Raw genomic sequence first — 14,340 nt, 5'->3', positions numbered from 1 at the left:
TTGCGCCTAAGATCAGGCCTCTCTATTGCAAATGGATCGCATTAGCGAATCATTTGACAGGGGGCTGATTTGTCTTTCATTCGCGTGGCGCTGTTTGCGTCCGCCTCGCTCTCCACCACCATGGCATATGCTGAGGAGATACCTGCTCCTTCGACTGCAGCCGGGGAAGGGGACCAGATCATCGTCACCGGCCGCGCCCAACGCCTGTACCGAACCGAAACCACGACGGTAGGAAAGAGCGCGCAAGATCCGCTCGACATTCCGCAGGCCCTGCAGGTTATCAACAAGGACCTGTTCGCCGATCAGGGCGCGCGCGATGCGACGGATATTTATCGCAACATCTCGGGCGTTAGCTTCTTCAGCTATGCCGGCGTTACCTTCCGCGGCTTCCGGCAGGATCAGTCCTTCTACGACGGCATGCGGGGCAACCCTTTCATCGGCTTTTCGGTGCCCCAGCTCTTCAACATCGAGCGGGTCGAGGTGCTGAAAGGTCCGGCGGGCCTCTTCTTCGGGCCGGGCTCGCCGGGCGGCATCATCAACTATGTGTCGAAGGTGCCGGATACCAAAACGGCCATGCGGCTTGTGGCGACCGCCGGCAATTACGACCGGCGCGGCTTATCGGCCGAAGCAACAGGCCCAATCGACAGCGACGGTATCGTCACCTATCGCCTTGGCGGCTTCTATGAAGCCATGAACCCGTATCGGCTGAACACAAAGAATGTGTCGCTGATCGGCGATGGTGGCGTTGCGATCCGGACGAACGAAGGCGGCAAGCTGACGCTGCAGGCGACGGTCTACGACAATGATCTGCAAGCAAACCGGCTACGTGGGGTGTTGACCGACAATGCCGGCAATTTCCTGACCAACATCCGCTGGAACGCCAACGAGCCTACGGATTTCCTGCGTCTGAAGTCGCAGGCTTATCAGGCCCGTTACGCCACGGCGATTGGTGATGCCGTCACCTTCGACGCTGGCGTGCGCTATTTCAAGGCAACAGAGACGCAGCAATATCACGAGCCGCGCGGTTTCGTGACGGGAAGCACTGATCTGGTCGCACGCGAGTTTCGCGATCAAATCCGCGATGTGGATGGACTTTCCTTCTCCGCCAATCTTACCGCGCGCGTGGACCTGCTCGGTATGGAGCATAAATTCCAGACTGGCGCGGACTGGTATGACGAAACCAGCGTGCTCAACAGCCGCATTCTGCGCGCGGGTGTGACACCCCTCAGTCTCAGCAACCCGGTCTATACCAACAGCGCGCGCGATGTGGCTCGGGCGGCGCTGCTGCCCTTCACCGTCACCGATACCCGCACCAAGCGCAAGGGCGCCTATTTGCAGGACCAGATCAGCCTGACCGACAGGGTCATGCTGGTGGGCGGCGTCCGATATGACAAATTCGAGGACGGGGTTGTGGGCAACCGCTTCTACACCGACGATGACGTCACCTTCCGCACAGGCGCCATTTTCAAGCCGCGTAGAGACGTTTCGGTTTATGTAAGCTGGTCGCAGAGTTTCGAGCCGCAGACCGCCTCAAGCCAGACGGTCGACGCGGGAGGCCCGTTCGCCCCCGTGACGGGCGATCAGTTCGAGGGCGGGGTCAAGACGGACCTTTTCGACGGCCGGTTTCAGGCCAATTTCGCTGCTTATCGGATCGTGCGCAAGAACATCCTCCAGGCCGATACCAGCCTGCCCCCCGTCAACGGACAGGACCAGTTGCGTCCGATCGGCGAGGTCACGAGCAAGGGGTTCGAGGTCGACCTTTCGACTGACATCACGGCGAACTGGGTGGCGCTGGTCAACTATGGCTATAACGATACGAAAATCACCGACACGATTGCGGGGCAGGCAATCACCAATGCCGTCGGCAATCGCTTCGCCAACGCGCCCAAGCACAAGCTCGGCTTCTGGACCCGCTATCAGGTGCCGGCGATTGACGCGGCCTTCGCCGTGGGCGGCGAATATGTGTCACGGCGCATCAGCCTTTCCGGGCAAAGCGTGAAACCTTATACGATCTTCGATGCGTCCATCACCAAGGGGCTGGGCTTTGCCGAATTGCTGCTGCGCGTCGACAACATTTTCGACAAGGTTTATGCGGCGTCCGGCTTTTCCGCACTGAGCGGGCATTTTCCGGGAGAGCCTCGAACCTTCCTTGCCGAATTGCGCTTCGGTTTCTGAACCATGGGCAAGGCGAACGCCAGGAAAGGTCGCTCGCTCTGGTGGGTGGTGCACAGCTGGATCGGGCTCAAGCTCTCCATATTCCTGACCTTCATCCTTGCGACCGGTACGCTGGCGGTCTTCGCGCATGAGATCGACTGGCTGGTGACACCCTCCATGCGTGTTTTGCCGCGTGCGGAGCCGGTCGCCTCCTGGGGCACCTTGGCGGAAGCGGTAACGCGCACATCGCCCGACGCACGGCTTCAGACTCTCTACGCGCCCATCGACCCATGGTTCGCCGCCGAAGCATGGGTCAGCCATGGCCAGGGCGCACCCGAGCGGATCTATGTCGATCCCTGGACGGCGGAAGTGACCGGCCGGCATGGGTGGGCCAATGTCCATCGCTTCCTGCGACAGGTGCATCGCCATCTTATGCTGCCGACGAAGATCGGCATTCCGCTGGTGTCATCCCTAGCGCTGCTGCTGACGGCGTCGCTGATATCCGGAATAGTCACCTACAAGAAATGGTGGCGCGGCTTCTTCCGCGCACCGCGCAGGGGTGACACGCGGCGCCTGACCGGCGACCTGCACCGCCTGATCGGCTTGTGGAGCCTCTGGTTCGTTGCGGTCATCGCGCTGACGGGCATCTGGTATCTGGTGGAGACATTGGGCGGGAAGGCGCCCGTGCCGGAAATGCCGCAGGTGGCTGCGGGCGCTCCGCCGGTCGGCACCCGGCTGGATCGCCTCGTGGCGATCGCCCGACGGTCAGACCCGAAGCTCGACATTCGGGAAATCCGTTTCACGCCGGACCATGGCGTCATACTCCTGGGGCAGTCGTCTGCCTGGCTCGTGCGCGATCGTGCCAATGGCACCGCGATCGATCCGGCAACGCACAGGGTGATTGCCCGACTGGACGGGCGCGACCTCAGTGTCCATCAGCGCATTTCCGAGATGGCTGACCCGCTGCACTTCGGCACATTTGGTGGCCTCTGGACGAAGATAATCTGGTTCGTCTTCGGCGCGGCGCTCACTGCCATGGCAGTTACCGGCACTATGATCTACGCGACCCGGCTGGCAAAGGTCGCTCAACGGCATGGAAATGGCTGGCAGCTAGCGTGGCGCGGCATGGGAATATGGGGCTATATCAGCATTGCGCTCCTTCTCATGGCGCTGGCGCTCACGCCAGGCGCTATCGGCGGCGCGAGTTGAGAATATCGATCCGTAGTCGCCGCTCGACCGCAGCCTCATCGATCCGAGAAGCGGACACTCAGCCTTTTAATACCCTGCGTGAAACCACCGAAATTTGTGCGGGACATATTGCGCCCAAATGATAGCCAGCGATCGACCATAACGCCCTTGCAACGGAACATGCGGGCCGGTCGTCGCTTTCCTTTGCGTCTCACAGGCGAGCGAGGATGCGATGGCGAAAACAGTGGCGACGGTGATCGTGGAAACCCTGCAGGCGGCGGGTGCCAGCCGATGCTATGGCATTCCAGGCGACACGCTCAATCATGTGACGGACGCCATTCGGCAGAGCGATATCCGGTGGGTCCATATGCGGCATGAGGAGGCCGGGGGATTTGCGGCGGGTGCGGACGCCCTGCTGACGGGCGAGCTTGCGCTCTGCGCTGGATCCTGCGGCCCCGGCAGCCTGCATTTCATCAACGGCTTGTTCGAATCTCATCGCAACCGCGCGCCGGTCGTCCTGATCGCCAGCCAGATCGTGCGCGACGAACTTGGCTTCGATTTCCCGCAGGAGGTCGACTTCAAATCCGTCTATCAGTCGTGCAGCGTCTTTTGCGAAGAAATCCGGACGCCTGCGCAGGCTCGGCGCAAGACGGCGATGGCCGCGCAGGCGGCTCTCTCAAAACGCGGGGTCGCCGTGCTGATCGTGCCCGCCGACATCTCCAGTGCCAAGGCGCCGGACGAGCCGCCTTTCTCGGTCCATCGTCCACAGCCACAGGTTCGCCCTAGCGACGTGGAACTGGACCAGATCGCCGCGACGCTCGCCCAAGGGAAGAAGATCGCCATCTATGGCGGGTCGGGTTGCGAGGGAGCGCATGACCAGGTGGTCGCGCTCGCCAATATGCTTCAGGCCCCGGTCGCCCATACCTCTCGCGCCAAGGATTTTCTGGAACATGACAACCCCTTCGATGTAGGCATGACCGGCATCTTCGGAGGAGAGGCAGGCTATCATGCGCTGATGACCTGCGACACGCTGCTGCTGCTGGGCTGCGACTTCGCGTGGCGACAATTCTATCCGGACAAGGCGATGATCATTCAGGTCGATCTGGACGGATCGCATCTGGGGCGCCGGCATCCCGTCGACCTCGGCGTGGTCGGCGATGTCGGTGCGACGCTCGACGCCCTGCTGCCGCGCGTGCCATCGCGCGACGATCGCCATTTTCTCGCCGAGTGTCTGGACCACCGTGCTCGCAGCGTCGAGAAAGAAGGGCGCCATGCGACGGTCGGCAAGGGCGGCGCCATCCATCCCCAATATCTGACGGAGGTCATCTCCCGCGCCGCGCCGCCCGATACGATCTACACGGCGGACGGCGGATCGCCGATGGTCTGGTGCCTGCGCCATGTCGCGTCCACCGGGCAGAACCGCACCGTCATCAGTCTGAGCCACGGCACAATGGCAAATGCCATGCCACAGGCTCTGGGCGCCAAAGCAGCCTATCCCGATCGAACCGTCATCTCGCTGTCCGGCGACGGCGGCATCGCGATGCTGCTTGGCGATCTACTGACGGCCGTGCAGGAAAAGCTGCCGATCAAGGTCGCGATCTTCAACAATGGCGCACTCGATTTCGTGGAGATCGAGCAGAAGGTCGAGGGATTGCTCGATACCTATACTGACCTGCTCAATCCCGACTTCGCCCGCGTGGCGGAAGCGATGGGCCTGTGGGGCCGGCGCGTGGAGCAGGCGGAGCGGCTGGAGCAGGACGTGCAGGACTGGCTGGCTGCTCCCGGCCCGGCCCTGCTCGACGTCGTGACCGACCGGTTCGAACTGGTCATGCCCCCCAAGGTTGCCGTCGACCAGGTCGCCGGCATGGCACTTTACTCAGCGAAAGCGATACTTAATGGACGTGGCGGCGACGTGAAGGGCATTATCCAGAATCTGCTGTCATGAGGCCGCAGTCGAGCATCACCGCCGCGCTCACGCGCGATCACGCCTTGTCGCGCAACCTGTTGCTGCTGCTCGCCCTGGCGGGGACCATCGCGACCCTCATCATCCGTGGGCGGCATCCGCATGCCCTGTGGGCGTTGCTGCTGTTCGGGCCGATATTGCTGGTGGCGCTGATCGATCTGTTCCAGACACGTCATTCGCTGCGCCGCAATTATCCGGTCTCCGCGCGCGCGCGCTGGTTCTTCGAGTGGCTGCGCCCGTTCCTGCGCGCCTATATTGTCGAGAGCGATCTCGATGGCCGCCCCTTCAGTCATGACGAGCGGTCGCTGGTCTACGCACGGGCCAAGGGTGAGGTCGATGCCCATCCCTTTGGCACCGAACTGGATGTTTATTCCGACGAATATGAATGGCTCGCCCATTCAATCGCTCCGTCCCACAACGCGCCGAAAGAAACGCGGGTGCATGTTGGCACGGATCAATGCAGCCGTCCTTACAGCGCGGCGCGGCTCAATATCTCGGCCATGAGTTTTGGCGCACTGGGGGCCCACGCGATAGAGGCGCTGAATCTCGGGGCGAAGCAAGGCGGCTTTTATCACGACACTGGCGAGGGTGGACTCTCGCCCTATCATTTGAAGCATGGCGGCGACATCGTCTGGGAAGTCGGCTCGGGCTATTTCGGGTGCCGCGACAAGGACGGCCATTTCGACCCAGCCCATTTCTCCGACCGAGCCGCACACGACGCCGTGAAAATGACCGAGATCAAGCTGAGCCAGGGCGCCAAGCCCGGCCATGGCGGCCTGCTGCCCGGCCCCAAGGTGACGGCGGAAATAGCGCAGACCCGCGACGTGCCGCAGGGGCAGGATTGCCTCTCCCCGCCCGGCCACAGTGCCTTTTCGACGCCTATCGAACTGGTCGAGTTCGCCGCCCGGATGCGGGACTTGTCGGGCGGCAAGCCGGTCGGGCTCAAATTGTGCGTCGGCTATCCTCACGAATTGTTCGCGGTGATGAAGGCGATGCTGGAAACCGGCATATTGGTCGACTTTATCGTTATAGACGGCGCGGAGGGTGGTACCGGCGCTGCTCCTACCGAATTGTCCGACCGCGTCGGCATGCCATTGCGCGAAGGCTTGATGCTGGCCCGCAACGCACTGGTCGGCACGAACCTCAAGGGCCGGATCCGGCTCGCCGCCTCTGGAAAGATCACATCGGGCGCCGGTATCGCGATGAATGCGGCACTGGGCGCTGACTGGTGCAATGCGGCACGCGCCTTCATGTTCTCCTTGGGGTGCGTACAGTCGATGCGATGCCATGCCGACACCTGTCCCACTGGCGTCGCGACCCAGTCCCCCGCCCGTCAGCGCGCATTGGTCATCCCGGAAAAAGCGGAGCGGGTCGCGCGTTTCCAGCGCAGCACGCTCGACGCCCTGCACGAGATCGTGGTGGCCTGTGGCCTGACTTCTCCGGATGAGTTTACGCCCGATGGGTTGCGGCAGCGGATCAGCGCCGTCGAGATGCGCTCCATGGACGAACTCTATCCGTTCGTAGAGGCCGGTGAGTTGCTGGACGGCGCGCGAGACGCACGGCTCGCCAAATGGTGGGACCAAGCCGATGCCACGTCATTCAAACGCAAAAGCTGATCTTGTTCCGGCGCAATCCGTGTCCAGATCGTCTGCTATGATCCACGTCTTCTCTCCTTCTCTCCGATGTCGGATTGTCCACGCCGGATTGCTGGAGGCGCATCCCGTGTTACGACTGCATTCGGCAGGTCTTTAGCACGGTTCGGGCGCTCGGGAATCTCCCGGTCTGAAAAGACAGCTAAAACTGGCGCAGAACCCGCATTTTTCATGATTTATTGCGCGGTTCGCCTGCGTCTATTTTCGCATGATTGCGTTCAAGACATCAAAGCCTTGCTAAACATTCGGTGGTTTGGAACCGCCTTCGCCTTTCTGAACGAACTGGATGAGTAGAGAACGACGGCGTGGGTTCTCGCAGCAGCAGGGGCCGCGTGGTTCTCTATGCAGGTAATCGCCGTCAGTTCACGCTACTCCGCGCCCATTGGGCAAAGACGGGGGCAGTACGATGATACATAAGAGTAGGTGGCGGAGCGGGAGGGATTCGAACCCTCGATACGCTTTTGACGTATACTCACTTTCCAGGCGAGCGCCTTCGACCACTCGGCCACCGCTCCGCACGGAACCCTGTTGTCGCTGGAAGCGGCGTGAATCGGGTTCTTTTATCCAATCGCACTGGAAGGCGGCTCCCTATCGCGGGGCGGGCGGGGTGGCAAGGGGCATCAACGGCATCGCTTTACTTTATCGGACGTCCCTTGTTTGATGGCGCGATGACTCATTCGCTCCCCTTTGTTCTTGCAGCAGCCCTGGCCTTGGCTCCCATCCCGGCAGACAGCGCGCCGCCGGCCACGCCAGCCGCACTCATCGCATCATCGCCGGCGAGCGCATGGACAAACATTCCGGCTGAGGATCTGATCGTCATGACGATTGAGGGGGGCGCGCAGATCATCGTTCAGTTCGCTCCGGCCATGGCGCCCCGCCACGTCGCCAATATCCGCATGCTCGCCCAGGCGCATTGGTGGGATGGAACCAGCATCAATCGAGTTCAGGACAATTATGTCGCGCAATGGGGCGACGCGACGGAGAAAAAGCCGTTGCCGGCCGGTCTGCTCCAGACCAGCGCGGCTGATTACACAGTGCCGCTCGCCAACCGGCGATTGCACATCACATCTTTGCCCTATCCTGACGCTTATGCGCCCAAAACGGGTTTCGTTGCGGGTTGGCCGGTGGCGATGGATGGGGACGCCGTCTGGCTGCCGCATTGCTATGGCTATGTCGGGGTCGGCCGCAACCTGTCGCCTGACGCTGGCACCGGTGCGGAACTTTACGCCGTGATCGGCCAGGCGCCGCGCCAGCTTGACCGCAATATCGCGGTTGTCGGACGCGTGATCGACGGCATGGCGCATTTGTCCAGCCTGCCGCGCGGATCGGGGGAACTCGGCTTCTACACAGGATCGGAGCGCCCGGTGCCTATAGTGTCCGTGCGCCTGGCGAGCGACCTGCCCGCTGCGCAGCAGCCGCATTTCCAGCAAATGGATACGACGTCACCGATTTTCAGTGAATATCTGCGTCTGCGCGCCAACCGGAAGGATGATTTCTACGAGCGACCTGCGGGCGGTGTGGATCTGTGCAATGCGCCCGTCCCAGTCCGGCCTAGGCCTTGAGGCCGCGCAGGCGATAGCCCTGCCAATCGCGGATACGACGGATCGCAAAGCTGGTGCGGATGGCGGAGACGCCGGGCAAGCGGGCGAGGCAGTCGCGGTGGATGGCGTCGAACCCTATCAGATCCGCAGCGGCCACGCGCAGCAGATAGTCGGCCTGGCCCGCCATGAGATGACATTCCAATATCTCCGGAAAGTCGGCCACCGCGCGTTCGAACCGATCCATGATTTCCCGGCTCTGGCTGGTCAGAGAGATTTCGACAAAGGCCTGGAGGTCAAGCCCGAGCGCTTTGGGGTCCAGCCGTGCGGCATAACCTGCGATCAGGCCTGCTTCCTCCATCGCCTTGATGCGGCGATGGCAGGCAGAAGCGGACAGGCCGATCCGCTCTCCCAAGTCCGCCATGGACCGGCGGGAATCCTTTTGCAGCGCTTCCAATATGGCGATGTCGAAGCGATCCACGCGAAATCATCCCGCCGATTGGCAATATCGCGGCATATCATCCGCAGGTCTTCGCTTCCACCCTGCAAATTCAGGACCATTCGCCGTCGCCTTTGCGGTATCACGCAGGCCATACGGAAGTGCAATCGCGCGCCGTCCCTCGGCTTTGGAGAGACATGATGATCGTCGGCACCGTCAAGGAAATCAAGAATCACGAATATCGCGTGGGCCTGACGCCCGAGAGCGTGCATGAACTGACTGCGCATGGGCATCGCGTGCTGGTGGAAACCGGCGCGGGCAACGGCATCGGCGCGAGCGACGATCTCTACGTCAAGGCGGGCGCCGACATCATCACGACGGCGGCCGAAATCTTCGCCACGGCCGACATGATCGTGAAGGTGAAGGAGCCGCAAGCCGTGGAACGCGCGATGCTGCGGCCCGGCCAGATTCTCTACACCTATCTGCACCTGGCGCCTGATCCGGACCAGACCCGCGACCTTATTGCCAGCGGCGCGACCTGCATCGCCTATGAAACCGTGACCGACGCCAGCGGCGGCCTGCCGCTGCTCAAGCCGATGAGCCAGGTCGCCGGGCGCATGGCTATTCAGGCTGGTGCGACGGCGCTGGAAAAGGCGCATGGCGGACGTGGCGTGCTGCTGGGCGGCGTGCCGGGCGTGCTGCCCGCCAAGGTCGCCGTCATCGGCGGTGGCGTTGTCGGCTTCAACGCGGCGCAGATGGCCGCGGGGCTTGGTGCGGACGTCACCATCCTCGACCGCAGCCCCGAGGTTCTGGAGAAGCTGGGCATGTATTTCGAAGCGCGGGCCAAGACGCGCTTTTCGAACAAGGCCAATCTCGCCGATTGCGTCGCGGACGCTGACCTGGTGATCGGCGCGGTGCTTATTCCGGGGGCCGCCGCGCCCAAGCTCGTGACCGCCGACATGCTCAAGACCATGAAGAAGGGCGCGGTCCTCGTTGATGTCGCGATCGACCAGGGCGGCTGTTTCGAAACCAGCCATGCCACGACCCATGCGGAGCCGACCTATATTGTCGATGATGTCGTGCATTATTGCGTCGCCAACATGCCCGGCGCGGTCGCGCGCACCAGCACTTATGCGTTGAATAACGTCACGCTGCCCCATGCGCTGCGCATTGCCGAACTGGGGTGGAAGGAGGCGCTTCGCCGCGATGTCCATCTGCGTGCGGGCCTGAATATATGGGACGGCAAGGTCACCTATCAGGCGGTGGCCGACGATCTCAATCTGCCCTATACGCCGGCGGAACAGGCCGTGGCCTGATCCGGATGCGACCGTAATCCTATCGGGCGATTGATACGCCCGAGAAGCGCGCGATCAACAGGCGCCAACCTCGTCACCGGGGTTGGCGCCTTTCTTTTTTCTCGTTCCAACGTCCCGTCTTCAATTGTTTCCAGATTGTAACGCGAACGGCGCGACGGACGTTGCGGGTTCTTCCTTCTTGTTCGTTGAGCGGGGCAGGGGAACATCACCGCATGCCCCCACGCATCCTGGTTCCGCCGAAGAGAGGCATGGTCTGACATCATGGACGATTACCCCATTTTCGCCGCCTTGATCCCGCAGGGCGATGGCATAAACATGCGCGCGGGCGGACCTGCGCGGAAAGGGGGGCTGTGATGTCTGCTGAAATCACGACATGGCTGGTGCCGCTGGTCGCCATGCTGGCGGCCGGGTTGCTGGCCGGCTTTGCCGCTGGTATTTTCGGGATTGGCGGCGGCTTCGTTGTCGTGCCGGCATTGCTGGTCGTTCTGCCGCTGCTTGGCGGCACGAAGGATGCCATCGCCCATGTCGCGATCGGCACGTCCGCCGCCACCATCATCGTCACGTCGATCCGGTCGCTCCTGTCCCATGCCAAACGCGGCGCGGTGGAATTTGAAGTGCTCAAAGCCTGGGCGCCATGGATCGTCATGGGATGCGGTGCGGGCGTCTTGCTCGCCAGCCATGTCGACGGCCGTACGCTCAAGATGATCTTTGGCGGTGGCGTGGTCCTAATGTCGCTCAATTTCCTGCTGCCCAAGGTCAGCGGGAAGGTGGTCAGCGACACCATGCCGTCCGGTATCGTGCGGGTCGGTATCGCGGGCGGCCTGGGCACCTTTTCCTCGCTGCTGGGCATTGGCGGCGGTACCATCGCGATCATGGTGATGACGCTTTGCGGGCGGACCATCCACCGGGCCATTGCGACCGCATCGGGCATCGGCACGTTGATCGCCATCCCCACGACAATCGGCTTTGCCATCATTGGCCTGAAGGAAACCGGTCTGCCCTGGGGTTCGCTGGGCTATATCAACATCCCCGGAACATTGGCGATTGCGTCCATGTCGATGCTGACCGCGCCGCTCGGCGTGGCGGCAGCGCACAGCCTGCCGGCGGGACCCTTGAAAAAGATTTTCGGCGTCTATCTGCTCATCATCGGCATGCTGATGCTGCGCAACGGTTTGAAAATGTAAATCCCGCGCGGTCATGGGTGACACGAAACGGCTGCCGGACATGGCGGCCGTTTTTCGTTGGAGAAAGGTAAGACAGTGGGGTTTCACTGTTCCCATCGGCAGGGGCAGGCCGTAACCGAAACGATGCCCGGCTTCGCGTCCTCTAACAGGCTTTGTCACTGGCGGGCTTTGCCGTTAAGGCTAAGCCGGGGGGATCATGGGGCAGTCTGATCAGATTTCCGTTTTGCTGGTGGAGGATGACGAGGCGGCGCGCGCGACGATCGCGGCGATCCTGAACGCTGCGGGTATGACGGTGGAACAGGCTGCCGATGGGCCGGCAGGCCTCCATCGGGCTGGAAGCGGGGGACATGACGTCGTCTCCTCGACCGCATGTTGCCGCATCTGTCGGGCATAGATATCGTCACGCGGATGCGCTCAGCCGGCGTCGGCGCGCCGGTCCTGATGCTGTCGGCCCTGGGCCGCAGCGAACATCGGGTCGAAGGGCTGGAAAGCGGCGTGGATGACTATCTCGCCAAGCCTTTCGAACCCGACGAGCTCGTCGCCCGTGTGCGCGCGCTCTGGCGCCGCGCCAGCCGCCGCAGCCATGAACCCGTGCTGCTGTTCGGCGACCTGGAATGCCATGTAAAGGCGCGAACCGCCTTTCGACAGGGACGGCATCTTCCTTTGTCGCCCAAGGAATTCGAACTGTTCCGCTACCTCATGGACCATGCCGGGGAAGTGGTGACGCGCGAGATGCTGTTGCGCCATGTCTGGAAGCTGAGCTTTGATCCTCAGACCAATGTCGTCGACGTGAATGTTGGCCGCTTGCGCCGCAAGCTTGAGGATGGTTTCGATACGCCGGTTCTGGAAACCGTCTGGGGGACCGGCTATCGGCTGATCGCGCACGCAGACGCGGCTCGTGGCTAGGCCTGGCCTGTTCCGGTCGATTTTCGGCCGGGTCACGATGTCGGCCTTGCTGGTCAGCCTGCTGTCGACCCTGGCCTTGTTTCTGGTCGTGCGCCAGATCGTCGACAATGATGCGCGCGCCATGCTCGCGCGGGAGGTTGATACCGACCTTGCCGGCCTTGCCGACATATATGTCAGCGCAGGCCGGGAAGATCTGAAGGCGCGGATCGCCGATCGCTTCGCGGTGGAGCGTCAGGATGGCGAACGCGTCTGGTATCTGCTGGCGCGCGACAATGGCGATCGGATTGCGGGCAACCTGACCCGCTGGCCGCGCATCGCGCCAAACATATCGGAAGCGCGGTTCGTCACTTTGGCCGATGGCGAACGCATGTTCGCCCGGGCGACGCAACTTGGGCCGAACATGAGACTGGTGGTCGGGCGCAGCGACTATCGCGGTCAGGCGCTGCTTGCCCGCCTGGCTGTCGCTTTCGCGACGGCGGGCGCGTTGATCGCCGGGCTCAGCCTAGTCGCGGGCCATTTCGCCGCTCGGCGCCTGCGCAATCGGGTGGAGGCGGTGAATGCGACCTTCGCCGCCGTCCGCGCTGGACATATTGAAGCACGCGTGCCCGGCGCGGGCGATAGCGACGAATTGACGGAACTGGCGACCAATACCAACGACATGCTCGACCAGGTCGAACGCCTGATTGAAGCGCAGCGCGCTGTATCCGATCAGACGGCGCACGAAATCCGCACGCCGCTCATGCATCTGGATACGCGTATCCTGCGGGCGATGGAGGCGACGCGCGACGATATGCTGCTGCAAACGCTGGAGCGGTCGAGGGCCGAGATACGCAGCGTCGTGCGCCTGCTCGATTCCCTGCTCGACATTGCCGGCACACAGGCGATGCGTGGCGACATGCGCGGCCTTGCGGAAGTCAGCCTGAGCGATATCGCGGAAAATCTGGCCGATCTCTATGGCGCGAGCGCAGAAGAATTGGGGATCGGCTTTCATGCTCGCATCGCCCCCGGCATACGCTTGCGCGCCGATGCGATGCAGATGATGCGGCTGATGTCGAACCTGCTCGACAATGGCTTCAAATATGTGCCGAGCGGCGGCAGCGTGTCGCTCCAACTGTCCGCCGGGCCGCGCATCATTGTGGAGGATGATGGCGATGGCATCCCTGCGGCGGACCGTGAGCGGATTTTCGAGCGCTATGTCCGTCTGGACGGCGCGGCGGACGGCGGCCATGGCCTTGGGCTGGCTCTTGCGCTGGCGATCGCGCAGCGCCATGGGCTGACGCTCCACGTCGAAGATGCAGCGCCCGGCGCGCGCTTCGTTGTCCAGCCGGAGGATGAATCGTGATTGCGCTGTTATTGCCTTTGCTGTTTGCGGCGGCGGCGTCACAAGCGGACCATCATCCTTCCGACCCCATCCTGCGCACGCTGGTCGAAGGGGAGGCGGCGCAGGCGCAGGGCGACACCGCCTCGCTCGGCCGCAAGGCGCGGATGCTGTCGGTGCTGGGGGCGGCTCCGGCGCCGGGCCAGGCGGATTTGGCGGCGCTCTGGCGCGAAAAGGCGCAGGCTAGCGGCGCGATTATTGACGATCCGCCCTATCGCGGGCGCGCTCTGGGTCCCGCCTATCGCCGCGGATCGCTCCTGCCGGGCGGCAGCATGACTATGCGCCAGCTTTTCCTGGGCGGTCAGCGCGCGCAGATCATGGTCGCGCCAACGGGGGAGAGCAATGGCCATTTGTCGCTCAAGGTGCAGGGCGCGAAAGGCGAAACATTGTGCGAAAAGCCTGTCGGCGGGCCGCAGGCGGACTGCGCCTGGATGCCGCTTTTCACCGATCGCTACCATATTGTGATAGAAAATGACGGAGAGGAGGCGGTAAGCTTCTATTTGCTTGTCCGATAATGCATAAGGCGCTGTAATATCGATTAAAAATACAAGATTTGCGCCAGTTTCACCCGTGCGGTCCATCGTTGCCCAGGCTCGCTTCATCCATTCTGCACATCCGTTAA

At 62.6% G+C, this 14,340-nt stretch carries 10 protein-coding genes, 1 tRNA gene and 1 pseudogene; 10 read left to right on the top strand and 2 right to left on the bottom strand.

Features of this window, described 5'->3' with window-relative positions; all coding sequences use genetic code 11:
- Window positions 1-69: 69 nt before the first annotated feature.
- From RLDS_RS54285 to RLDS_RS54270, 4 genes are all read left to right on the top strand, one after another.
- The gene (locus RLDS_RS54285) at window positions 70-2,175 is read left to right on the top strand and encodes a TonB-dependent siderophore receptor (protein ID WP_021228865.1); all 2,106 of its coding nucleotides are present in this window, start codon (window positions 70-72) and stop codon (window positions 2,173-2,175) included.
- A gap of 3 nt (window positions 2,176-2,178) precedes the next feature.
- On the top strand, window positions 2,179-3,363 hold the full coding sequence (locus RLDS_RS54280) for a PepSY-associated TM helix domain-containing protein (protein ID WP_021228864.1): 1,185 nt from the start codon (window positions 2,179-2,181) through the stop codon (window positions 3,361-3,363).
- Between the two features lie 211 nt (window positions 3,364-3,574).
- The gene (locus tag RLDS_RS54275) at window positions 3,575-5,287 is read left to right on the top strand and encodes a thiamine pyrophosphate-dependent enzyme (RefSeq protein ID WP_021228863.1); all 1,713 of its coding nucleotides are present in this window, start codon (window positions 3,575-3,577) and stop codon (window positions 5,285-5,287) included.
- The gene (locus RLDS_RS54270) at window positions 5,284-6,921 is read left to right on the top strand and encodes an FMN-binding glutamate synthase family protein (RefSeq protein WP_021228862.1); all 1,638 of its coding nucleotides are present in this window, start codon (window positions 5,284-5,286) and stop codon (window positions 6,919-6,921) included. The genes RLDS_RS54275 and RLDS_RS54270 overlap by 4 nt, the downstream gene beginning before the upstream one ends.
- A 460-nt stretch (window positions 6,922-7,381) precedes the next feature.
- On the opposite strand, the gene RLDS_RS54265 is transcribed toward RLDS_RS54270, so the two are convergent.
- Window positions 7,382-7,472 (bottom strand) — tRNA-Ser (locus RLDS_RS54265).
- A 153-nt stretch (window positions 7,473-7,625) separates the two neighbouring features.
- Here RLDS_RS54265 and RLDS_RS54260 point away from each other — a divergent pair.
- A complete protein-coding gene (locus tag RLDS_RS54260) occupies window positions 7,626-8,519 on the top strand; it encodes a peptidylprolyl isomerase (protein ID WP_021228860.1) in 894 nt (297 codons plus the stop codon).
- Here RLDS_RS54260 and RLDS_RS54255 read toward each other — a convergent pair.
- Complete coding sequence (locus RLDS_RS54255; protein WP_021228859.1) at window positions 8,509-8,976, bottom strand: Lrp/AsnC family transcriptional regulator; 468 nt, start codon at window positions 8,974-8,976, stop codon at window positions 8,509-8,511. The two genes, RLDS_RS54260 and RLDS_RS54255, sit on opposite strands and share 11 nt — an antisense overlap.
- 158 nt (window positions 8,977-9,134) lie before the next feature.
- Between RLDS_RS54255 and ald the strand changes: the two genes are divergently transcribed.
- From ald to RLDS_RS54230, 5 genes and pseudogenes are all read left to right on the top strand, one after another.
- A complete protein-coding gene (ald, locus tag RLDS_RS54250) occupies window positions 9,135-10,250 on the top strand; it encodes an alanine dehydrogenase (protein WP_021228858.1) in 1,116 nt (371 codons plus the stop codon).
- 353 nt (window positions 10,251-10,603) lie between these two features.
- Window positions 10,604-11,434: a sulfite exporter TauE/SafE family protein gene (locus tag RLDS_RS54245; protein ID WP_021228856.1), complete on the top strand. Its 831-nt coding sequence runs from the start codon at window positions 10,604-10,606 to the stop codon at window positions 11,432-11,434.
- A 196-nt stretch (window positions 11,435-11,630) separates the two neighbouring features.
- Window positions 11,631-12,340, top strand: a pseudogene (locus RLDS_RS54240) (response regulator transcription factor).
- Window positions 12,333-13,682 carry a sensor histidine kinase gene (locus RLDS_RS54235; protein ID WP_021228854.1) on the top strand — a complete coding sequence of 450 codons (1,350 nt, stop codon included), beginning with the start codon at window positions 12,333-12,335 and terminating at the stop codon, window positions 13,680-13,682. The pseudogene RLDS_RS54240 and the gene RLDS_RS54235 overlap by 8 nt, the downstream one beginning before the upstream one ends.
- Window positions 13,679-14,233, top strand: coding sequence for a hypothetical protein (locus RLDS_RS54230; RefSeq protein WP_021228853.1), 555 nt, complete (start codon window positions 13,679-13,681; stop codon window positions 14,231-14,233). The genes RLDS_RS54235 and RLDS_RS54230 overlap by 4 nt, the downstream gene beginning before the upstream one ends.
- Window positions 14,234-14,340: the final 107 nt, after the last annotated feature.

Source organism: Sphingobium lactosutens DS20, from assembly GCF_000445105.1.
Taxonomy (GTDB): Bacteria; Pseudomonadota; Alphaproteobacteria; order Sphingomonadales; family Sphingomonadaceae; genus Sphingobium; species Sphingobium lactosutens.
The sequence above is the reverse complement of the archived record's forward strand: the minus strand, read 5'-3'. Positions and strand labels throughout refer to the sequence as shown.

What these genes read in the sequence shown, in the direction of transcription:
- RLDS_RS54280 (WP_021228864.1), top strand. Translation starts at nt 2,179, where the DNA reads ATGGGCAAGGCGAACGCCAGGAAAGGTCGCTCGCTCTGGTGGGTGGTG.
- RLDS_RS54275 (WP_021228863.1), top strand. Translation starts at nt 3,575, where the DNA reads ATGGCGAAAACAGTGGCGACGGTGATCGTGGAAACCCTGCAGGCGGCG.
- RLDS_RS54270 (WP_021228862.1), top strand. Translation starts at nt 5,284, where the DNA reads ATGAGGCCGCAGTCGAGCATCACCGCCGCGCTCACGCGCGATCACGCC.
- RLDS_RS54260 (WP_021228860.1), top strand. Translation starts at nt 7,626, where the DNA reads ATGACTCATTCGCTCCCCTTTGTTCTTGCAGCAGCCCTGGCCTTGGCT.
- ald (WP_021228858.1), top strand. Translation starts at nt 9,135, where the DNA reads ATGATCGTCGGCACCGTCAAGGAAATCAAGAATCACGAATATCGCGTG.
- RLDS_RS54245 (WP_021228856.1), top strand. Translation starts at nt 10,604, where the DNA reads ATGTCTGCTGAAATCACGACATGGCTGGTGCCGCTGGTCGCCATGCTG.